This is a genomic window from Streptomyces nogalater, from assembly GCF_039532885.1.
Lineage (GTDB): Bacteria > Actinomycetota > Actinomycetes > Streptomycetales > Streptomycetaceae > Streptomyces > Streptomyces nogalater.
Window position 1 is genome coordinate 83,846 of the sequence record NZ_BAAASM010000037.1, and the last position, 20,952, is coordinate 104,797.

The window sequence follows — 20,952 nt, forward strand, 5'->3', positions numbered from 1 at the left end:
TCCGGGATTTTCCTTAGGTAGGCTCAGGACCATGGCCGACGCACCGTACAAGCTGATCCTCCTCCGCCACGGCGAGAGCGAGTGGAACGCGAAGAACCTGTTCACCGGCTGGGTGGACGTGAACCTGAACGAGAAGGGCGAGAAGGAGGCAGTCCGCGGTGGCGAGCTTCTGAAGGACGCCGGTCTCCTGCCCGACGTGGTCCACACGTCCCTCCAGAAGCGCGCGATCCGCACGGCCCAGCTGGCGCTGGAGGCCGCGGACCGCCACTGGATCCCGGTCCACCGCTCCTGGCGCCTGAACGAGCGCCACTACGGCGCCCTCCAGGGCAAGGACAAGGCCGCGACGCTCGCCGAGTTCGGCGAGGAGCAGTTCATGCTCTGGCGCCGCTCCTACGACACCCCGCCCCCGCCGCTGTCGGACGACTCCGAGTTCTCCCAGGCCCACGACGCGCGCTACGCGACGATCCCGCCGGAGCTGCGCCCGCGCACGGAGTGCCTGAAGGACGTCGTCATCCGGATGCTCCCCTACTGGTACGACGCCATCGTCCCCGACCTCCTGACCGGCCGCACGGTCCTGGTCGCCGCCCACGGCAACAGCCTGCGCGCCCTGGTCAAGCACCTGGACGGCATCTCCGACGCCGACATCGCCGGCCTGAACATCCCGACGGGCATCCCCCTGGCCTACGACCTGGACACCGACTTCAAGCCGGTCACCCCCGGCGGCAAGTACCTGGACCCCGAGGCGGCCGCGGCAGCCATCGAGGCGGTCAAGAACCAGGGCAAGAAGAAGTAAGCGCCCACGCGTCAGCCCCCTGCCTGCGGGTTCTCCGCCGGGAGGGGGCTTTTCTCTCGCCCTGGGCCGTCTCTGGGCCATGGAAGGGATTCCGGGCCGCTGTCAAGGGTTCCCGCATGCCTCGGTGATCAGGCACGTGACCGGTATGCTTGTCGCGCCTTACCTGATCCTTCCCTGAACTCCGCCTGCTTGTGCGTGAGTTCCAAGGCTCCGACCCGAGAAGCGGGTCGGTTGGAGGAGAAGGGAGGCGGTAGAGGTGAGCCTAGAGAAAGACGAGCCTCGTAGGTGGAGCAGCGCCGAGAGGTGGCAGGTCTGGCTTACGGGGGCGGGTCTCGTGGTGGCCATCGCTACCGGCGTGCTGCAGTTCGCTCGATGAGCGAAGCACGTGCGAGGACGGTCGCGACCGGGAGCTGCACATGCAGCGAGCCCGGTCTGCTGGTAGGCGACCGGGCTCGTTGACTGCGAGAGGGCCTGGGTCTGGTTGCCGCCGGATCCAGGTCCTCGGTCGTCCGAGAGGGCTCTACGGCACTAGGTCTGCCGTCTGGAGCGCTCAGACATTGCAATGCAATGTCTCACGACGTAGCCAATTCCATCAAGTTTTGTGACCTTGTGCTTGAGCTGAGGTTGACCGCCTTGGCCCGGTACCAACCGTCGGCTCCGGCCTTCGAGGAGGGCCAGTCATCTGCGGTCGAAGATGGAGGCCACGGCCTTCCGCGTGCGCTCTTGACTGGACGGCATGAGATGAGCGTAGACACGGAGGGTCAGGCCCGGGTCCGAGTGGCCGAGGTACTCAGCGAGGGCCTTGATGTTCTCTCCCGCGTCCAGGAGCACCGACGCGTAGAAGTGACGTAGGGCGTGCATGCCGTTTTCGCGGGACTCGACGTACGACCCGCCCGGCTTCCGCTCGGGGATCACGCCGGCCGAGGCGAGGGCACGCTTCCACACTTCCTCGTTGAGCGACGTACGCCAGACGTGCCCGCCGCGCGGCCCGGTGAAGATCAGCCGCTGGGTCACCGGAGGCCCGTCCGCCGCCTTCCACGGCAAGGTGATCTCGACCGGCGGGAACCGCTTCATGTGGGCGCGGAGGGCGTCAGCGACCGGGCCGGGGAGCGGTACGTCCCGGAGCTTGCCGCTCTTCGGCGGGGCGAAGACCGGCTTGCTGCGGCTCAGCTTGAGCTGCTGGACCACGTGGAGGGTGTCCGACTCGAAGTCGATCGCGTCGATGGCCACGCCCAGGATCTCCCCTTGCCGAAGGCCGCAGCCGCCACCCAGGTCGACCATGGCTCGGTAGCGCTCGGGCATGCCGGCCCGGACGGCGAAGACCCGTTCCGGCGTCCAGGGCACGACGTGCTTGTTGTCCACAATCGGTGGACGGACTGAGCGAGCGGCGCACGGGTCCGGGGAAGATGCCCGTCGTCCACGGCCGCGCTCAGGGCGGCACGCACGTGGGAGTAGATCGTCCGGGCATACGAGCCACGGACGCCGTTCTCCTGGAGCTGCCGCACCCAATCGCGGATGGGAGCGGGCTGGAAGGAGCCGAGCGGACGCGACCCCAGGTAGGGGTAGGCGTGCAACCGGAACTGCGCTTCCATCGAAGCCTGGGTGTTCGGGTCCGGAGCGTGAGTCACCCACTTCTCGGCGTACTGCTGGAAGGTGATCCGGGCCGCGCGCGGGTCGATGTACTGCCCCCGCGCCATGTCCACCTCGGTCTGGGAGAGCCACTGTTCGGCCAGCCGCTTCTGCCGGTCGGGGAAGCTCTTGGACTACTGGACGGGCCGGATGGGGCTGGTTCTGGTCATGTGACGCTCGGCCTTCTGCTCAGGCACCGCAGGTGGGCATACCCCAAGTTGAAGCCCTCGCTCCCCTCCCAGCGCACGGGAGCAACCAGCTCCGTCCCCAGCAGCGGGGCGGGGCAGGAGAGGCACACGGGCCGCTTGTCGATCGGGGGCATGGTCTTCTCGTGCAGGAGGCGCCGGCCGTGGCCGACGAGGCAGGTCTGGTGCTGCCGGCACGGGGTGCAGGCGGAGAAGTGGCGGTGCCAGTCGTACCAGGTGATGTACCAGGCGAGCTGGGCCGCGTAACAGCGCATGCAGGCCCGACGCGGGAGCCCGGCCGACGGTGCCGGCTCCACCGCGGTGGCGTCCGCCGGGCTGGCGCACCAGACGCAGACGTTGCCGTCCCGGGCTGCTTCGGGCAGCCAGCGGGGCTGTTCGTACCAGGAGACGAACCGGTGCAGCCGCGCCAGCTCCTCGGGGACTTGTACGGTCATCGGCGCAGCTCCAGCAGGAGTTCGTGCAGGGCCTGGCGGGTGTCGCACAGCGCGGTGGGGCCCTTGCAGTCGGTGCACCGGGCCGGGTGCGTGTCGCGGGCGGCCCGTACGGCGCTCCGTGTGCAGCGCCGGCAGGCGCGGGGGAACCAGTTGAAGCCGTTGTCGGTGTGCACGCCGAGGTCGATGGCGGTCTCGCCGGTCAATCGTTCGCCGCCCCAGACGCACTCGGCGCCCCGCGTCCGGGCGTCGGACAGCAGCTCCAGGCGGGGGAGCACGATGTGCGGCACCAGCGCGGCGGGGGTGGCCATCACGCGTGTGCACGGAGCAGCCAACTCAGGCATCCTTGGCCACCTCCAAGTCGGCCCAGACGTATTTCTCCCAGGGCCAACGGGTGCAGCCCCAGCCCTTGGTGATTGCGTCCACCACAGCTAGGCCGCGCCCGGCGGTGTCGAAGGGGCCTGCGGTCCGGAGAGCGGGCCAGGCGTCAGGGCTCTTGTCGATGACGATGAGCCGGACGACATCCGACGGCAGCCGGCGCACGATGATCCGGATGGTCGGCGTCTCGGTGTGCCGCATCGCGTTGGTCACCAGCTCGGTCACGACGGTCGCGGCATCGTCCAGTACGCCGAGCAGGCCCCAGTCCTTGAGGACGTCGACCACGAAGTGCCGCGCGTCCGGCGCGGCACACGTCTGCCGGGGCACTACGCGGACCTGCGGCAACTGCCTGCGTTCCATGTCCATCACCACCCCTGCCGGATCCGGACGGGCACGCCGACGAACCACGCCCGGATCACACCGGGCGGCTCCGGCCTCCATCTGCGGGCCGACGAGATGCGCGCGGTCTCGCTGGGCATGCGTTAGGCCTCCACGATCAGCATGTTCCGTGTCACACGCTTGACCGTAGAAGCCCTGAAAGAAAGTCAGGGGTACAGTCTGTACCCCCTCGTTCACGCAGCGAGAAGCCCGACCTTCACCGCGAGCGCTGACGCACGCTGCCGGCGAGCCGGGCTCTTCGCCTCGGTCTCCTCCAACACAATTCGCTTGGCGTACCCGTTGTACCGAATCGTCTCCGGGGCGGCCTCGAACGCCTTGTCCAGCGTGGCCAGCGCGACGTCCGGCTGCCCGTCGAGCTGGTAGCCACGGGCCTCCTCGATCCGGTGCCGGGCTCGGCGCGGCCGGGACGGGATCGTGACCGCGTCGGCGGCCGCAGCCTGCCGCACGGACTCGCCGCCCTGGTGCAGCTCGACCGCGATGGTGACGGCGTGCGCACCCATGATGGCCCTGCTGAAGCTGGTGATCGGGTGGTAGTAGTCCGCAGGCAGCCGCTCGGCCATCTCCCGCGCCTGGTCCCAGTACCGCCACGCCGTGCCCGTCTCTCCGCGGCGCGCGGCCGTGTATCCCGCCTCGAAGGTGAGCGCGCCCGCGATGGCCAGGACATCGTCCGAGGCGTCCGGGAGCTGCGGCTCCAGGTAGGCGAGAGTCTGCTGATTCACCTCGTCCGCGGCATCGAAGTGCGCCGGCCCCGAGTCGCGATGAGCCTGCGCAGCGAGCCACGCAGCGACGCCGATGGCGTGCGGGTCCTCGGACTCCTGCGCGGCGATGAGTCCGCGCTCGGCAACTCGCCAGAGTAGGGCAGCGTCGGGCTGGTAGGCGACGAAGAACTGGCTGAGGCTGTACACCTCGGCGAGTACGGCGTGTGCGGCCCGGCGTTCCTCGCCGGTGTCGGCCTGGAGGACAGCGGCCTGTGCGTCGCGGATAAGGTCCGGCAGCAGGCCACCCACGACGTCCCGATGATTCGGTGCCGAATGCCGGGCGGCCCACGCACGCGCGAGCCGGGCCTGAAGGTGCGCGGCCGGCGGGGCCTCGTCTCGCGCGCCGAGCGGGAAGGCGTCTACTGCGGCCTTCACGGCGGGGAGGCGGGGGTGGCCAGGGCCGGTGAAGAGATCGACGTGCACGGATTGATCCCCTGTGAGGTCGGCCAGGTCCCGGACGCGCAGGATCTCGGCGAGACGCAGGATGACCTCAAGGCGGGGTGTCTTCAGCCGGCCAGTCTCGACGGCTTTGACCCACTGTCCGGACCGGCCCACAAGTCCGCCGAGTTGGTCGCGGGTGAGACCGCGTCGTGTGCGAAGAACCTGGAGCCTCTGGCCGAATGCCAGGGGGTCGGCGTACGGGTGCGGGGTAGCGTCAGATGGCACGGTCTCGCCCTCCACTCTGAGCAGGTCGCACTGCCAGAGTAAGGGGCGAGACCTTTCTCCTGTCACTGAAGTGCGTCCGTCCCGGCATGACGACACGGCCCCGCACTCCTCAAGCGGGTGTCGCAGGTTCGAGTCCTGCCGTCCCTACCGAACCCGCAGCGGTTCAGTGGATGGTTGTCGCCGCCCGACGTACGTATGGGGCAGGGAAAGACTCACGACACCGATCAAGGGTTGTGCATGCCGGTCCAACTCGACGCGTGAGAAGCGACATGCGTGCAACCTGTGACGTCTGGGCTTCCGTTGAGCGCTGAGTGCATGTAGGGAGGTGTCCTCGAAGTTCGCCTCCACTCGCATTTCTCTGTCCACACGTTCCAGGGGGACCCTTGAACCTTCGCGTGTCCAACCGCGCCTTCACCCGAGTTGCCACCGCGCTCGCGCTCACTCTGGCCTTCGCCGGTGCGAGCACCGGCCTGCTGCAGGGGCCCGAAGCCCAGGCACTGCCCGTATCGTCCGGCTCGATGAGCTTCAGCGGCGACGCGGGCGACTACATCAGCGGTGGCCGGTCGTACTCCTACTCGCCGGCCGCCGGCGATACCCTCAACGTCAACGGTTCGAGCGACGGCAACCACATCTCCGTCAGCGTCGACGGCGCCAACGGTGACTGGTGGTACCTCGATCTCGCTGCCCCCGCCGGGCACCAGCTCGCGCCCGGTGACTACACCGGCGCCACCCGCTATCCGTTCAACGAAGCCGCGCAGCCCGGCCTTTCCATCGACGGCAACGGACGCGGGTGCAACACGCTGACCGGATCGTTCTCCGTCGCAGACGTGGTCTTCGGCCCGAACGGCTATGTGCAGAAACTCGACGCCACCTACGAGCAGCACTGTGAGGGCGGCACCGCCGCGCTGCGCGGCGAGATCCACATCGACAACCCGGCGCCGCCGGCTGCGCTCGACCTGGGCGTCACCATCGACCTCAAGGGCACGGCGAGCTACCTGAACGGCAAGGCCACCATCGGCGGCACCGTCAGCTGCAACGAGCCGGCCCAGGTGGACGTCTCCGGCACTGTCACCCAGGTCGCCCACCGCAATCTCATCAAGGGCTCCTACGCCACCAAGGTGGCCTGCGAGCCCGGCGCCCCGGTCACCTGGACCGCGACGGCCGCGCCCACCGGAACCACCCCGTTCCAGAAGGGCAACGTCGAGGTGCAGGCCCAGGCTCAGGCCCAGGACCCGCACTACGGCCAGACCGTGACGGTGACGCAGACCGCCGTGGTCGCGCTGAGCAAGGGCTGATCAGCCGCACACCGTGGCAATGGGCTGGTCCGGGTGAACCTCACCTTGTCATGTCCTGGTTCTCAGGAGTTGCGTACGGTGATCGAGGACAGCGTGGTCGTCGGCGCACCCACCGTCGTGGCTGGCTGTCGTCGGCTGAGGTTCAGACGGGGCACATCGAGGGTGCCGGTCGCCAAGCGAGTGCGGCGGAGTTGGGCCGCCTCTGGCCGTCCGAGGACGCTCAACAGTGGCTGACAACGGCTAACGACCACCACCAGGTGGACGAGTCCGCAGCCCCTGAGAAGGGAAAACCCAACTCACCAAGATCCCCGGCAAGACCCAGGGGAAGAAGAAGTAAGCCCGAGTGTTCGAGCCCTCTGCCCGCGGATCCTGTCTGCGGGCGGGGGGCTTGCGCGTACCGGTGGCTGCCTATGGAGTCGTCACTCCGCGCTTCTCCGTTTCGCCCCGGCTGGCCAGACGACGTCCACGGGGATGCCCGCGACCCGCGCCTCCACGACGGTGTCGGCGGTGCCGCCGCCCTTGCCGCTGGGCGGGTTGCCGTCCCATACGGCCACGAGCCGGTCGGCGCGCTGGAGGAGTACGGCGTTGGCGGCTTCGTAGGCCTGCCGGTCGGCGGTGTCGTGGGAGAGGACGAGAACCTCGTCGGCCGCTTCGGTGAGCCGGTCGAAGAGGGTGGCGTGGTCGGCCTTGACCTTCTTCCGGCGGTAGTCCCGTGAGGGGATGACGGCGGTGAGGCGTCCGCCGGCGGCGAGGACGGCTTCGGCGAAGAGGGAGTCGGCGCCCTTGGCGATGCAGGAGACCCCGACGAGGTCACCGTCGCCGGCGTACTGCTTGAGCAGGTCGTCCAGGGCGTCACGGACCAGGGGGACGGTGTCCTCGGTGAGGTCCATGTGCCCGGTCACCGCGATGGTCGTCACGGTCGTCGCCCTCCTTATCCGGCCCGTGTCCTCGGTGGTGCATCAGGTCTCGTTGCTTTCCTCCTCGAAAACGAGCGTGCGTTCCGCGCTGTCCAGCAGGTCGGCGTAGGTCAGGACTTCGATCCGGGACAGATGCGAGTTGTATGCGCGGATGGCCCGGTCGATCTGCTGACGAGATGGCCGGCCCTTCTTCACCTCGACGTGTGCCGGATGACCGATCACCACCGAGGACCGAACACGCCGGAGGTCGACCTCGAATCCCAGCTCTTCCTCCAGCTCCGTCTGCAAAGCCGTACGTTGGTCATCCATGGCCCGCAGATAGTTGACGGTTTGCGACACTGCTTCGTGTACGTCTTTTCCGACGATGTAGTGCTCGCGGTGGTGCGTCACCAAGGAGGAGATGCGCGGCCCTTTCAGCTCCACGATATGCATTGAGCCATCGGAACAGAGCAAGGGGATGTCATACTCATCGAGGAACGTGAATTTCCGCCTGGGTGCAACGCCGATGTAACGTCCGCCGAACAGCCAGTACTTGTCCCCGATTGCTCGCTGGAGGTCTGTTTCCGTTGTGCCGGGAGTTTCCGCGAGTTGTTGAAGTTGCTGGACCGTCCTCCGTCGTCGCCGCAGGACAGCGGATTCGACCTCGCTCAAGCCGCGATCGGTCTGCGTAACGGCCGACAGCACGACCGGAAGACTGGCATCACCCTCAAGGGCGTGTCCAATGGCGTCCGGGCTGAACCCCACGACGGAAAAGAGTTGCGCCTGGGTCAGCTGGATATCGAAGTCTCCGAGCTGTTCCTGCAATTTTCGGAGCACGGCCAGCGATTTCTCGTCGCCCGCGGAGGCCAGTCCGAGCATCGGCTGCCAAGACTCTTCACCGCCGGTTATGGTCTGCACTAGCAGCACGAGCGTGCGTCCGTATTCTTCGGAGAATTTACGCGCGGCATTGATGAGGTGGGCGCTGTATTTTCCGTCCAGAATAACTGCAATCGAAAGATCGGCCCCCCGGGCCATCTTGGATTGCCCCAAACGCACCTCAAGGTTGTCGGGCTTGCTTACATGGCTCGCGTATACGGCAGTGCTGGGGAGATCGACCAGCTCTGCCATCATGGCCATCAAGCGGCCGTACTTGTATTTACTGTTCGACGGGGCGGTGTGGTCGATGCCATGCAGGGCCTCGGCAACCTTCGCCAGGTTCTCTTCGACAGACACGGGCCGACATTAACCCCAGTGATCAACGCTCGCATGCCTTTTTGCCGTTCCTGCCGAGTGCGGAGGCTGCCCGGCCACGGGGCGGCCAGGGGGTGGTGAGGGATGGAGGAGGGGAGCGTCACCGGACAGTGGCGGGCTGCCCCCGTCGACCCAGTCCGTTCACGGCCGCTCATTACCTCGTCGGTAATCGACCCGTCCCCACTTCCCTGACAAGGTCGAGCCCATCGACGGAACCCCCCCGCCGAGGCCCGGTCCCGCAGTCGTGAGGAGAGCTTCATGTCCGACAAGTCCAGCGTCACCACGGTGAGTTCAGATGCCGTCTCCGAGGCCACCCGGGCCGTCGTGAACGAGTTCCTCGCCGCCCGGCTGGCCGGGGACACCAAGCGGCTCGTGGAGATCTTCGCCGACGAAGTCGACTGGGTGCTAGCCGAGAACCCGGTCGTCCCGTGGATCCGCCCGAGGTCCACCGGTGCCGAATGTGCCGCTCAGTTCACGGAGTTGGCGGAGCACACCGTGCCCGAGGACGCGCGTGCCTCCGTCGACGCCTTTCTCGTCGACGGCGCCGACGCCGTGTTGACGGGGCATGTGGCGGGGACCGTACGCGCCACGGGCAAGTCCTTCGAGGGGCCGTTCGCGCTGCGGCTCACCGTCGAGGACGGCCGGATCATCCGGCACCACCTCTACGAGAACAGCCTGTCGATCGCCGAGGCCTGCACGCCCTGAGGGCACCATCCGGCCGGGCCAACGGGCCAACGGGCCAACGGGCCACGGGCACGGGTGGCGGCAGGCCGGCGTGAAGCGTGTTCACACCGGCCCCGGTCGTCGGTCAGCCGCACTGGCAGGGGTTGCCCGACTGGCACCCGCAGCCGCAGCCCGAGCCGCAGCCGCACGCGGCGACCAGCGGAAGGCTCCTGATCTCGGCGGGCTGTTCGGTCTCGCGCTCCTGCGTGGGGTCGGGCGTGGTGCTGCCAAGGGATTCGGCCATGGGTCCCCTCCTAATACCTCGGGGCAGGGATGCCCTCACCCATTTCATGCCCATTCGGCCGGGCGCATCAACGGCGCACGGAGGCGTCCGGCCACCGCCAAGCCTCCGGTTCCCTCCAGGTCTCCGGCCACCCCAGGTGTCCAGCCACCCACAGCATCCGGCCCCCCAACCCCCGGAGGGCTACGCCCCCTCCACCCCCCCAACCCCCTGGATGTCCGACTGGAGCTCATCCGCGTGCTCCCCGGTCACCAGGTACACCACCCGCTTGGCCACGGCCACCGCGTGGTCGGCGTAGCGCTCGTAGTAGCGGCCCAGCAGCGTGACGTCGACCGCGGTCTCGATGCCGTGCTTCCAGCGGTCGTCGATCAGGTGCTGGAAGAGGGTGCGGTGCAGCAGGTCCATCTCGTCGTCGTCCTGCTCCAGCTGGAGCGCGAGGTCGACGTCCTTGGTCACGATGACCTCGGCGGCCTTCGCCATCAGGCGCTGCGCGAGCTGGCCCATCTCCAGGATGGTGGCGTGCAGGTCGTGCGGGACCGCCCGCTCCGGGAACCGCAGCCGCGCCAGCTTCGCCACGTGCTGGGCGAGGTCGCCGGAGCGCTCCAGGTCGGCGGACATCCGCAGCGACGTGACGACTATCCGCAGGTCCGTGGCCACCGGCTGCTGCCGGGCCAGCAGGGCTATCGCCCGGGCCTCCAGGTCGTGCTGGAGCTCGTCCACCTTCTGGTCGGCCTCGATCACGCTCTCGGCCAGCTTCAGATCCGCGTCGAGCATGGCGGTCGTGGCGCGTCCGATGGCCGACCCGACCAGCCGGGCCATCTCCACCAGTCCGTCGCCGATCGAGTCCAGTTCCTCGTGGTACGCGTCCCGCATTGTGGGTTCCCTCTCGTGCGTCGTCGTCCGGGGATCGGGGGCCGTCACATCACACGTGCGCCCCTGGCGAAACCGGCGGTACGTGCCCCACGTTCCACGCTGTGCCCCGTACGCGTCCTTTTCCGCCATCCCAAATGAACCAATGCTGGCTCCAAGGTGAACTCTGGGCGACGAGTGTTCGAGGTCGCACCCGGACGGCTGTGGGCATGTCGTACCCCATGCCTAACCTGGAGCCATGGACGTGAACGCGGCGGTCGCCGCAGCGGCAGCGATCGCCGGGGTGCTCACCGGCGTCATCGCCATGCTGGCGTTCCGCTGGAGCGAACGCGACCAGAAGCGACCGACCAGGACTTCCTTGCACACCGATCCCGTACTCCCGCCCGGCGTGGACACCGTTCTGTCGGTGCTGCGCTCCTCCGCCGTCGTCCTCGACGAGGCCGACGCCGTCGTCAAGGCCAGCTCCGCCGCCTACGCCCTCGGGCTGGTGCGCGGCGGCAAGCTCTCCGTGGAGCCCATGCTCCAGATGGCCCGCGACACCCGCAGGGACGGGGAGATACGCCAGGTCGAACTGGACCTCCCCCGGCGCGGCACCGGACGCGGAGAGGCCCTCGCGGTCTCCGCGCGCGTGGCCCCGCTCGGCTCCCGCCTGGTCCTGCTGCTGGTCGAGGACCTGACGGAGGCCCGCAGAATCGAGGCGGTACGACGCGACTTCGTGGCGAACGTCAGCCATGAGCTGAAGACGCCCGTCGGCGCGCTCTCCCTCCTCTCCGAGGCCGTCATGGACGCCTCCGACGACCCCGAGGCCGTACAGCGCTTCGCCGGCCGGATGCAGATCGAGGCGACCCGCCTGACCAACCTGGTCCAGGAGCTGATCGACCTCTCCCGGGTGCAGAACGACGACCCGCTGGAGGACGCCGAGCCCGTCCGCGTGGACGAGCTGGTCGCCGAGGCCATCGACCGCTGCCGCCACCAGGCGGGCACCAAGCAGATCACCATGGCCGCCGGAGGCACCGCCGACCTGCACGTGTGGGGCAACCGCGGACAGCTGGCCGCCGCCCTCGGCAACCTGGTCGAGAACGCCGTCAACTACTCCCCGGCCCGCACCCGCGTCGGCATAGCCGCCCGCAGGATCTCCGCGCCCGGCGGCGACATGATCGAGCTGGCCGTCACCGACCAGGGCATCGGCATCTCCGACAAGGACAAGGAGCGCATCTTCGAGCGCTTCTACCGCGTCGACCCGGCCCGCTCCCGCGCCACCGGCGGCACCGGTCTCGGTCTCGCGATCGTCAAGCACGTGGTCGCCTCGCACGGCGGGGAGGTCACGGTCTGGAGCGCCGAGGGCCAGGGCTCCACCTTCACCCTCAGGCTGCCGGAGGCGGGCGCGGCCCGCGACCGCGCACAGCAGCACCCCGGCTTCGAAGACGAGGCCGGATCCCCCGAATCATCCCCGTACGCTTCGCTTCCCGCTCCGGAGGTCCTTCCGTGACCCGTGTGCTCGTCGTCGAGGACGAGGAGTCCTTCTCCGACGCCCTGTCGTACATGCTCCGCAAGGAGGGCTTCGAGGTCGCCGTCGCGGCGACCGGTCCCGACGGACTGGACGAGTTCGAGCGCAACGGCGCCGATCTGGTCCTCCTCGACCTGATGCTGCCGGGCCTGCCCGGCACCGAGGTCTGCCGTCAGCTGCGCGGTCGCTCCAACGTCCCCGTGATCATGGTGACCGCGAAGGACAGCGAGATCGACAAGGTCGTCGGTCTCGAAATAGGAGCCGACGACTACGTCACCAAGCCGTTCTCCTCCCGCGAGCTGGTCGCCCGCATCCGCGCGGTGCTGCGCCGGCGCGGCGAGCCGGAGGAGGTCGCCCCGGCCGCGCTGGAGGCGGGCCCGGTCCGCATGGACGTCGACCGCCACGTGGTCACCGTCGCCGGCTCCAAGGTCGACCTGCCGCTGAAGGAGTTCGACCTGCTGGAGATGCTGCTGCGCAACGCGGGCCGGGTGCTCACCCGCATGCAGCTCATCGACCGCGTCTGGGGCGCCGACTACGTGGGCGACACCAAGACCCTGGACGTCCACGTCAAGCGCCTGCGCGCCAAGATCGAGCCGGACCCGGGCGCGCCGCGCTACCTGGTGACGGTCCGCGGGCTGGGCTACAAGTTCGAGCCGTAGGCCGCGGCGGGCCGGACGTGCGGCGAAGGGCGGCACCCGCGATACGGGGTGCCGCCCTTCGGCGTTACGACGACCGGCCGGCGGTCTGCGGCGGTCAGTGACCGGCGGCCGACTGCGAGGCCGAGTCGCTCGGGGCGGCGGGGGTACCGGAGGCGCCGCCCGACGGGGTCGCCTCGCCGCCGTGCTCCGGCGCGCCGCCGTGCTCGGGGTTGCCGCTCGCCGACGGGTTCGCGCCCGGCGCTCCGGTCTTGGTCGCCTTGGCGGAGGGGATCTCCGAGGGGCCCCACTTGTCGAAGTAGCTGGTGGCCGGGACCACGAAGGCGGCCAGGCTCACCTTGCCGGTCTTGCTGAAGGTGAAGGTGATCTTCTGGGCGTCGCCGTCCTTGACGGCCTCGCGGCCGTCGGGCAGCGTCGCGGTGGCGTTGCCCTTGCCGCCGATGACCAGCGAGCCGCCCGCGGGGATGGTCATGTCCTTGCCCTTGGCGGGCTTCAGCTGGGCGGACGTGCCGCCCTCCAGGGTCACGGACTCCAGGGTCTCGGCGGTGCCGCCCGAGTTGAACAGGGTCGCGGAGATCACCGCGGGGCCCGTCGACTTCAGGTCGGGCTGGGTGATGACCACGGCGTTCTGGATCTTGATGGCGCCGACGCTGGTCGCCGCGTTGTCCGGCTTGATCTCCAGGGTCTGCGAGTCATTGCCGGCGCCGCATGCGGCGAGCGAGGCAATCGAGAAGACGATGGCGGAGGCGGCGAGGGCGCCGCGTCGAAGGCTGCTGCTCACGGCGGCGGCAACTCCTTGAACGCGCGGGCGGCTCCCCTTATAAAGCCGCCCTAAGTGTCTGTCAGCGGCCTTAGGCTACCGAGCCGTTCCCAGGCCACCGCACCCGACCCTCCCCCAAGCGCCGCCCATCCCTCCAGGTGGGGGTACCGGGCGGGGCCCAAGCGACGTGCCGGTCACATTGCGGAGGCACTCGTCTGCCATTCGTATAACGCGACGGTGCGCGCCTCTCGGCGACCCCCGCGAAATTTCGTGAAGGAATGCGCCGCGGTCTCCGGAATTGATCACGGCGCATCCGCCCGGGAGCCCGTGATCAATTTCGGATTCGGCTCACATCCGCCTGTGGGCACCGAACGGAGTAGCGGAAGTCGCACTCCTGGAGCCGGACAAAACGGGATGTTTCGCCACTTGGAGCGCCCTCCCCAGGCGAGTAACGTACCCGTTTCCCCTTGCCCGAAGAGCCCCTCCCACCTGCGAATACCCGCTTCCGCGAGGCCCTCGCAGCACGTCCCGGTTGCTGTTGTCAAGCCCCGAGATATGCCCTGACCTGCGAAAACGCCATTCAGAAGACGCCGTATCCGTGTTACCCTGGATAGCCACGGAAGGGGTACCTGTCACATGACGTTCAAGGTTGGCGACACCGTGGTCTATCCCCATCACGGGGCCGCGCTGATCGAGGCCATCGAAACTCGCCAGATCAAAGGCGTGGACAAGACCTACTTGGTGCTGAAGGTCGCCCAGGGTGACCTGACGGTACGTGTGCCAGCGGACAATGCGGAGTTCGTCGGCGTGCGTGATGTGGTCGGTCAGGACGGGCTGGACCGGGTCTTCGAGGTGCTGCGCGCGCCGTATGCCGAGGAGCCCACGAACTGGTCGCGTCGCTACAAGGCAAACCTGGAGAAGCTCGCCTCCGGCGATGTCATCAAGGTCGCGGAAGTCGTGCGCGACCTGTGGCGTCGCGAGCGCGAGCGCGGTCTCTCCGCCGGTGAGAAGCGCATGCTCGCCAAGGCCCGCCAGATCCTGGTGAGCGAGCTGGCGCTCGCGGAGAACACGAACGAGGACAAGGCCGAGGCCCTGCTCGACGAGGTGCTCGCCTCCTGACGCGCAGCGGCAGCGAACCATCGCTTCCGGCACGCCCAGCACAGCAGTGAAATGCCGCGGTGCCCGATGACACTGACCCTGTCGCCGGGCGCTGCGGCATGTTCGTCCCCGCTGGGGCGTACCCGGGAAGCCTGTGGTTCAACCCCCCGATACCCGGCGTGCCGGGCCCGGGCGGATGGCTCGACCAGGGTCACGGAAAGGGTCCGGTCAAGGCGTCGCGCCCGGCACTCCTGAAGGCCATACCCACGTAGGTCGAGCACACAAACCTGACAGGAACCGATGTCTGACGAATCGCGCCCCACGCCCGCGCAGACCCCCGTCGCCGCCGTGATTCCCGCCGCCGGCCGGGGCGTGCGCCTCGGTCCGGGCGCCCCCAAGGCGCTCCGCGCGCTGAACGGCACACCGATGCTCATCCACGCGGTCCGCGCCCTCGCCGCGTCCCGCCATGTCTCCCTGGTGATCGTCGTGGCCCCGCCGGACGGCACCGCCGAGGTCAAGTCCCTGCTCGACGCGCACGCGCTGCCCGAGAGGACGGATTTCCTGGTCGTTCCCGGCGGGGAGTCCCGCCAGGAGTCGGTCCGGCTCGGCCTGGACGCCCTGCCGCCGCAGTACGGGATCGTCCTGGTCCACGACGCGGCCCGCCCGCTGGTCCCGGTCGAGACCGTCGACGCGGTCGTGGAGGCCGTACGCGACGGCGCCCCCGCCGTGGTGCCCGCCCTGCCGCTGGCCGACACGGTCAAGGAGGTCGAGCCCGCCGCCGTGGCCGGCGACCCCGAGCCGGTCGTCGCCACCCCCGAACGGGCCCGGCTGCGCGCCGTCCAGACCCCGCAGGGCTTCGACCGGGCGACGCTGGTCCGCGCCCACGAGACCGTCACCGAGAACGTCACCGACGACGCGAGCATGGTCGAGCAGCTGGGGCTCACGGTCGTGGCCGTGCCCGGTCACGAGGAGGCCTTCAAGGTCACCCGCCCGCTGGACCTGGTCCTCGCCGAGGCGGTACTGGCCCGCAGGAGGCTCACCGATGGCTTCTGAGGCACCGCCGCTTCCCCGGGTCGGCATCGGCACCGACATCCACGCCTTCGAGGAGGGCCGCGAGCTGTGGTGCGCCGGCCTGAAGTGGGAGGGCGAGGGACCCGGACTGGCCGGTCACTCCGACGCCGACGTGGTCGCCCACGCGGCCTGCAACGCGCTGTTCTCCGCCGCCGGACTCGGTGACCTGGGGCAGCACTTCGGCACCGGCCGTCCCGAGTGGTCCGGCGCCTCCGGCGTCACGCTGCTCACCGAGGCCGCCCGGATCGTGCGCGCGGCCGGCTTCGCCGTCGGCAACGTCGCCGTGCAGGTGATCGGGCCCCGCCCGAAGATCGGCAAGCGCCGCGACGAGGCGGAGAAGATCCTCTCCGAGGCGGCCGGCGCCCCCGTGTCCGTCTCCGGCGCCACCACCGACGGCCTGGGCTTTCCCGGCCGCGACGAGGGGCTGATGGCGGTGGCCACGGCACTGGTGGTGCGGGTGGCCTGACGGCGTGCGAGGGTACCCTCACGACCACCAGTCATCCCTGGACTCCGGAGGGTACCCATGTCCGCCGCCCTGTCCGACCGCCTGAAGTCCGTGCTCGACGGCAAGGTGTTCATCGTCGTCGGCACCGTCCAGCCCGACGGCAGCCCCCAGCTGTCGCCGGTCTGGGTGAAACGCGACGGCGACGACCTCCTCTTCTCCACCACGGTCGACCGCCGCAAGTACCGGAACCTGAAGCGCGACCCCCGGGTGACGGTCGTCGTCCTGAACCCCGAGTCCCCGTACGAGTACGCCGAGATCCGCGGCACCGCCGAGACGACGACCGAGGGCGGCTCCGAACTCATCGACGAACTCAGCCGCAAGTACACCGGCAAGGACTACAAGGACTTCAACCCGGCGTCGGCGGGCGACGCCCAGCGGGTCGTCGTACGGATCCGGCCACGGAAGGTCGTCGGAGCGCTGTGAGGGAGAGTTCCTCCGGGGAAGGCGCATGGCATCGCCATGCGCCCACTACTCTGGAGTGGTGACTATTCGCCTGTACGACACCAGCGCCCGGCAGATCCGTGACTTCATCCCGCTCAAGCCGGGCTGTGTCTCGATCTACCTGTGTGGTGCCACCGTGCAGGCGGCCCCTCATATCGGCCACATCCGCTCGGGCCTCAACTTCGACATCATGCGCCGCTGGTTCGCCTACCGCGGCTACGAGGTGACGTTCATCCGCAACGTCACCGACATCGACGACAAGATCATCACCAAGAGCCACGAGCAGCACCGGCCCTGGTGGTCGATCGGGTACGAGAACGAGCGCGCGTTCAACGACGGCTACACCGCCCTCGGCTGCCTCCCGCCGACCTACGAGCCCCGTGCCACCGGCCACATCACCGAGATGGTCGAGATGATGCGGGGCCTCATCGACCGCGGGCACGCCTACGCGGCCGACGGCAACGTCTACTTCGACGTCCGCTCCTTCCCCCGCTACCTGGAGCTGTCCCGGCAGGAGCTGGACAACCTGCTCCAGCCGTCCGGCGAGGGCGAGACGGGCAAGCGGGACCCGCGCGACTTCGCCCTGTGGAAGGCGGTCAAGCCCGGCGAGCCGAGCTGGCCGACCCCGTGGGGACCGGGCCGCCCCGGCTGGCACCTGGAGTGCTCGGCGATGGCCCACAAGTACCTGGGCAGCGCCTTCGACATCCACGGCGGCGGCCTGGACCTGATCTTCCCGCACCACGAGAACGAGATCGCCCAGGCCAAGGCCTACGGCGACGAGTTCGCCCGGTACTGGGTGCACAATGCCTGGGTCACCATGGCCGGCGACAAGATGTCCAAGTCGCTCGGCAACAGCGTCCTGGTCGGCGAGATGGTCAAGCAGTGGCGCCCGATCGTGCTGCGCTACTACCTGGGCACCCCGCACTACCGCTCGATGATCGAGTACAGCGAGGAGTCCCTGCGCGAGGCCGAGTCCGCGTTCGCGCGGATCGAGGGCTTCGTCCAGCGCGTCACCGAGCTGGCCGGCAAGACCGTCGAGCCGGCCGCCGAGGTCCCGCCGGCCTTCGCCGAGGCGATGGACGACGACCTGGGCGTCCCGCAGGCCCTCGCCGTCGTGCACACCACCGTCCGGCAGGGCAACAGCGCCCTCGCCGCCGACGACAAGGACGCCGCCGTCGCCCGGCTCGCCGAGGTGCGGGCCATGCTCGGCGTCCTCGGACTCGACCCGCTCGACGCGCACTGGGCCGGCGAGAGCGGCGACCGGGGCGAGGACCTCCAGGGCGTGGTCGACAGCCTCGTCCGCCTGGTCCTCGACCAGCGCGAGTCCGCCCGCGCCCGCAAGGACTGGGCCACCGCCGACGCCATCCGCGACCAGCTCAAGGAGTCCGGACTGGTCATCGAGGACAGCCCCCAGGGCCCGCGCTGGAGCCTCGGCGGGCGCTGACCCGCCACTGATCGACTGTGCCGCCCGGCCCTCCGGGCGGCACACTGCATAAGACGTACGTACGACGCCTCACGGAGACAGGTAACTCATGGCCGCGAACAACCGCCGCATGTCCGGCAAGAAGGGCGCGCAGGTCGGCAGCGGCGGCAAGCGGCGCCGGGGCCTGGAAGGGAAGGGCCCGACCCCGCCCGCCGAGATGCGCAAGGGACACGTCAAGCAGCGCGTCGCCGCTGCCAAGGCCCGCCGCGCGCAGGGCCGCACGCAGCAGCGCCGGGGCGGCGGCCGGTCTGCCTCCGAACTGGTGGTGGGCCGCAACCCGGTGGTGGAGGCGCTCCGCGGGGGCGTCCCCGCCTCCACGCTCTACGTCCAGCAGTTCATCGACAACGACGAGCGCGTCCGCGAGGCCCTCCAGCTCGCCGCCGAGCGCGGCGGCATCAACCTCATGGAGGCCCCGCGCCCCGAGCTGGACCGCATGACCAACGGCCTCAACCACCAGGGCCTGGTCCTCCAGGTCCCGCCGTACGAGTACGCGCACCCGGAGGACCTGCTCGACGCCGCCGCCGAGGAGGGCGAGGACCCGCTGGTGGTCGCCCTGGACGGGGTCACCGACCCGCGCAACCTCGGCGCCGTCGTCCGTTCGGTCTCCGCCTTCGGCGGCCACGGCGTGGTCGTCCCCGAGCGCCGCTCGGCCGGCATGACCGCGGGCGCCTGGAAGACCTCCGCCGGTACGGCGGCCCGGACGCCGGTCGCCCGCGCCACCAACCTCACCCGGACCCTGGAGGCCTACAAGAAGGCCGGTCTCACGGTGGTCGGCCTGGCGGCGGACGGCGAGGTCGAACTCGGCGAGCTGGAGGCCCTGCGCGGCCCGGTGGCCATCGTGGTCGGCAGTGAGGGCAAGGGCCTGTCCCGCCTGGTCGGCGAGACCTGCGACTTCCGGGTGCGCATCCCGATGCCCGGCGGCGCGGAGTCGCTCAACGCGGGCGTGGCGGCCGGCATCGTGCTCTACGAGGCCGCGCGCAGGCGAAGCTGACCGACGGCCCGGGCGGGCTGAACACCCGTCCAGGGCCTCACCCGTGCGGGGTGATTCGGGTGGCCGTACGGCGTTGGGCACGGCCTTGACGGGGTCCGGACACATCCGGGCGGTCAAAGCAGTGTCCTAACACCACGTCACTCGGTTAGATGAGTGTGGACACCAGAACACCCCGCACATCCACGGGGGACCGCTCGTCGGGTCTCGACGACGCTCCCGCGCTGAGCATGGTGAAGGTGCCGAGCGATCCGGCGCAGGTCATCGTCAATCACGCCAGTTTCCGCGTGCAGTTGGGCGCGGCGGCCAAGGGCATGCAGTCCCCCCGGATCACCCGGCATCTGAACGCCACCGGCCAGGAGGCCGCCCGCAGGTCGGTCCTGGGCACGGCGGGCCGGGCGGCCGAGACCACCGGCCGCCGCCGCCCCGTCGTCTGGAGCGGCCGGTCGGCCCCCGACGACACCGGCGCCCACCGGCTCCTCCAGGCCGTGCGGGGCAGCAGCGTCCGCCACGCCGACGAGCCCGAGGCCGGCGCCACCCAGGTCATCCCGCGCGTCCAGACCGGCTACGCCGACACCGGCACCGAACTCGACCAGACCGTCGAGACCCCGGTCGTGGGCCACCAGCGCACCGCTCCCGACGCCGCCGGCGCCCCCCGTCTGCTGACGCACATGCGCACGGTCACCGGCGCCTACGACCCCCCGTCCCACCCCGGGGACGACGCCGAGCCGTACGAGACGTACCCGGAGGACGCCGACTACGACGAGGACGACGAGGACGACGACGGCCGGCGCCCCACCCGGCGCCAGGGCGACGATCCGTCCCGGCACGCCTACTACCCGGGCCGCCGGATGAACCTGGGCGTGGTCCTGCTCCCGCTGCGGATCTTCCTGGGCTTCATCTCCATCTACGCCGGCATGGGCAAGCTGTGCGACCCCGTCTACTTCGACGGCGGTGAGCGCGGCTCCATGGTGAAGTGGCTCAACACCCTGCACCCGTGGGACGTGGCCGAGCCGCTGCGCCAGTTCGCCCTGCAGCACCCGGTCGGCTCCGGCCTGGTCATCGCCTTCCTCCAGGTCGTCGTCGGCGTGCTGACCATCCTGGGCTGCTGGCAGCGCGTGGCCGCGGTCGTCGGCGCGCTGCTCTCGGCCGCCCTGATCGTCACCGTCAGCTGGAAGACGGTCCCGGCCTACGACGCCCCGGACATCATCTACCTGGCCGCCTGGTCCCCGCTGATCATCGCGGGCGCCCCCGTGTACTCCGTGGACGGCCGGCTCGCGGGCAGCGCCTGGCGGCGGCTCGGTCCCCGCTCCGACATCTGGGAGCTGCGCCGCTACGTGCTGCGCCGGGGGGCGCTGATCACGGCCGTCACCGTCGGCCTGACCCTGCTGATCGGCTCCCTGCTGGGCGGCGCGGTCCGCGACTCCGGGCGCGTGGTCGTCCCCGGCCCCGGCGAGGCCCCCCGCAACCACCTGCCCGGCTCCCCGCTCCCGCAGGAGCCCGGCAAGCGGCACAAGAAGAGCGCGTCATCGCCCTCCGCCGCGCCGACGGAGGGCGCCACGGCCGGCGCGAGCCCGTCCGGGGCGGCGACCCCGCCCGGCACCAGCCGTGCCACCGCCGGTGCCACCACCGCGGCCCCGACCCAGACCGCGGGCACCACGGGCCAGGTCGCGCCCCGCCGGACCGCGCCGACGGGCGGCGGCGCCCCCAGCACCACGGCGGGCCCCACCGGCACGGGAGGTACGGCGGCCACCGGCGGCACCACGTCGACCGGCGGCGCCACCGGCACCACCGGCACCACCTCGGGCGGCGGCTCGACGGCCACGGGCGATCCGGGCCTGGTGGGCGGCCTGCTGGGCTGACGGAACGCACAACGCGAGGGGCCCTGTACCTTCCCGGTACAGGGC

At 70.0% G+C, this 20,952-nt stretch carries 21 protein-coding genes and 1 pseudogene; 12 read left to right on the forward strand and 10 right to left on the reverse strand.

All coding sequences use genetic code 11. From position 1 onward, the window contains the following. The first annotated feature begins 31 nt into the window (after positions 1 to 31). Positions 32 to 793, forward strand: a complete 762-nt coding sequence (locus ABD350_RS25370; protein ID WP_289966440.1) for a phosphoglyceromutase — start codon at positions 32 to 34, stop codon at positions 791 to 793. A gap of 678 nt (positions 794 to 1,471) precedes the next feature. Here the strand turns inward: ABD350_RS25370 and ABD350_RS25375 are convergent. The 5 genes and pseudogenes from ABD350_RS25375 to ABD350_RS25395 form a co-directional block, all read right to left on the reverse strand. Beyond that, a pseudogene (locus ABD350_RS25375) lies at positions 1,472 to 2,556 on the reverse strand (tyrosine-type recombinase/integrase); the annotation flags it as partial. Positions 2,557 to 2,588: 32 nt separating this feature from the next. Further along, entirely contained in the window at positions 2,589 to 3,062 is a 474-nt protein-coding gene (locus ABD350_RS25380; protein ID WP_344350661.1) for a hypothetical protein, read from the reverse strand. Further along, positions 3,059 to 3,370: a hypothetical protein gene (locus ABD350_RS25385; RefSeq protein WP_344350662.1), complete on the reverse strand. Its 312-nt coding sequence runs from the start codon at positions 3,368 to 3,370 to the stop codon at positions 3,059 to 3,061. Before ABD350_RS25385 ends, ABD350_RS25380 begins: the two co-directional genes overlap by 4 nt. A 25-nt stretch (positions 3,371 to 3,395) precedes the next feature. Next, positions 3,396 to 3,797 carry an ATP-binding protein gene (locus ABD350_RS25390; RefSeq protein WP_344350664.1) on the reverse strand — a complete coding sequence of 134 codons (402 nt, stop codon included), beginning with the start codon at positions 3,795 to 3,797 and terminating at the stop codon, positions 3,396 to 3,398. 212 nt (positions 3,798 to 4,009) lie between these two features. After that, a complete protein-coding gene (locus tag ABD350_RS25395) occupies positions 4,010 to 5,260 on the reverse strand; it encodes a helix-turn-helix domain-containing protein (RefSeq protein ID WP_344350962.1) in 1,251 nt (416 codons plus the stop codon). A gap of 383 nt (positions 5,261 to 5,643) precedes the next feature. Here ABD350_RS25395 and ABD350_RS25400 point away from each other — a divergent pair, with 383 nt between their 5' ends. Then, positions 5,644 to 6,555, forward strand: coding sequence for a hypothetical protein (locus ABD350_RS25400; protein WP_344350665.1), 912 nt, complete (start codon positions 5,644 to 5,646; stop codon positions 6,553 to 6,555). Positions 6,556 to 6,974: 419 nt separating this feature from the next. Here ABD350_RS25400 and ABD350_RS25405 read toward each other — a convergent pair whose 3' ends face one another. Both ABD350_RS25405 and ABD350_RS25410 read right to left on the reverse strand, forming a co-directional pair. After that, a complete protein-coding gene (locus ABD350_RS25405; protein WP_344350666.1) occupies positions 6,975 to 7,472 on the reverse strand; it encodes a hypothetical protein in 498 nt (165 codons plus the stop codon). Positions 7,473 to 7,514: 42 nt separating this feature from the next. After that, positions 7,515 to 8,684: a Shedu anti-phage system protein SduA domain-containing protein gene (locus ABD350_RS25410; RefSeq protein ID WP_344350668.1), complete on the reverse strand. Its 1,170-nt coding sequence runs from the start codon at positions 8,682 to 8,684 to the stop codon at positions 7,515 to 7,517. A gap of 276 nt (positions 8,685 to 8,960) precedes the next feature. Between ABD350_RS25410 and ABD350_RS25415 the strand changes: the two genes are divergently transcribed. Then, the gene (locus ABD350_RS25415) at positions 8,961 to 9,407 is read left to right on the forward strand and encodes a nuclear transport factor 2 family protein (protein WP_344350669.1); all 447 of its coding nucleotides are present in this window, start codon (positions 8,961 to 8,963) and stop codon (positions 9,405 to 9,407) included. A 103-nt stretch (positions 9,408 to 9,510) separates the two neighbouring features. Here the strand turns inward: ABD350_RS25415 and ABD350_RS25420 are convergent, their stop codons facing one another. Next, positions 9,511 to 9,669 carry a hypothetical protein gene (locus ABD350_RS25420; RefSeq protein ID WP_167346036.1) on the reverse strand — a complete coding sequence of 53 codons (159 nt, stop codon included), beginning with the start codon at positions 9,667 to 9,669 and terminating at the stop codon, positions 9,511 to 9,513. Positions 9,670 to 9,849: 180 nt separating this feature from the next. Next, the gene (phoU, locus tag ABD350_RS25425) at positions 9,850 to 10,539 is read right to left on the reverse strand and encodes a phosphate signaling complex protein PhoU (protein ID WP_344350670.1); all 690 of its coding nucleotides are present in this window, start codon (positions 10,537 to 10,539) and stop codon (positions 9,850 to 9,852) included. Between the two features lie 235 nt (positions 10,540 to 10,774). Between phoU and phoR the strand changes: the two genes are divergently transcribed. Then, positions 10,775 to 12,025: a two-component system sensor histidine kinase PhoR gene (gene phoR, locus ABD350_RS25430; RefSeq protein WP_344350671.1), complete on the forward strand. Its 1,251-nt coding sequence runs from the start codon at positions 10,775 to 10,777 to the stop codon at positions 12,023 to 12,025. A 5-nt stretch (positions 12,026 to 12,030) separates the two neighbouring features. Next, entirely contained in the window at positions 12,031 to 12,702 is a 672-nt protein-coding gene (gene phoP, locus ABD350_RS25435) for a two-component system response regulator PhoP (RefSeq protein ID WP_465195177.1), read from the forward strand. Positions 12,703 to 12,796: 94 nt separating this feature from the next. Here the strand turns inward: phoP and ABD350_RS25440 are convergent, their stop codons facing one another. After that, positions 12,797 to 13,480 (reverse strand): copper chaperone PCu(A)C domain-containing protein, encoded by a 684-nt coding sequence (locus tag ABD350_RS25440; RefSeq protein ID WP_344350672.1) that lies wholly within the window; start codon positions 13,478 to 13,480, stop codon positions 12,797 to 12,799. A gap of 615 nt (positions 13,481 to 14,095) precedes the next feature. Here ABD350_RS25440 and ABD350_RS25445 point away from each other — a divergent pair. The 7 genes from ABD350_RS25445 to ABD350_RS25475 all read left to right on the forward strand — a co-directional run bounded on the left by ABD350_RS25445 (position 14,096) and on the right by ABD350_RS25475 (position 20,907). After that, entirely contained in the window at positions 14,096 to 14,578 is a 483-nt protein-coding gene (locus ABD350_RS25445) for a CarD family transcriptional regulator (protein WP_003953493.1), read from the forward strand. Between the two features lie 279 nt (positions 14,579 to 14,857). Next, positions 14,858 to 15,610 carry a 2-C-methyl-D-erythritol 4-phosphate cytidylyltransferase gene (gene ispD, locus ABD350_RS25450; protein ID WP_344350673.1) on the forward strand — a complete coding sequence of 251 codons (753 nt, stop codon included), beginning with the start codon at positions 14,858 to 14,860 and terminating at the stop codon, positions 15,608 to 15,610. After that, positions 15,600 to 16,094 (forward strand): 2-C-methyl-D-erythritol 2,4-cyclodiphosphate synthase, encoded by a 495-nt coding sequence (ispF, locus tag ABD350_RS25455; RefSeq protein WP_344350674.1) that lies wholly within the window; start codon positions 15,600 to 15,602, stop codon positions 16,092 to 16,094. Before ispD ends, ispF begins: the two co-directional genes overlap by 11 nt. 57 nt (positions 16,095 to 16,151) lie before the next feature. Continuing rightward, positions 16,152 to 16,556, forward strand: coding sequence for a PPOX class F420-dependent oxidoreductase (locus ABD350_RS25460; protein ID WP_344350675.1), 405 nt, complete (start codon positions 16,152 to 16,154; stop codon positions 16,554 to 16,556). 58 nt (positions 16,557 to 16,614) lie between these two features. Continuing rightward, positions 16,615 to 18,018, forward strand: a complete 1,404-nt coding sequence (gene cysS, locus ABD350_RS25465) for a cysteine--tRNA ligase (protein ID WP_344350676.1) — start codon at positions 16,615 to 16,617, stop codon at positions 18,016 to 18,018. An 88-nt stretch (positions 18,019 to 18,106) separates the two neighbouring features. Next, on the forward strand, positions 18,107 to 19,048 hold the full coding sequence (rlmB, locus tag ABD350_RS25470) for a 23S rRNA (guanosine(2251)-2'-O)-methyltransferase RlmB (protein WP_344350678.1): 942 nt from the start codon (positions 18,107 to 18,109) through the stop codon (positions 19,046 to 19,048). A gap of 149 nt (positions 19,049 to 19,197) precedes the next feature. Then, a complete protein-coding gene (locus ABD350_RS25475; RefSeq protein WP_344350679.1) occupies positions 19,198 to 20,907 on the forward strand; it encodes a DoxX family protein in 1,710 nt (569 codons plus the stop codon). Positions 20,908 to 20,952: the final 45 nt, after the last annotated feature.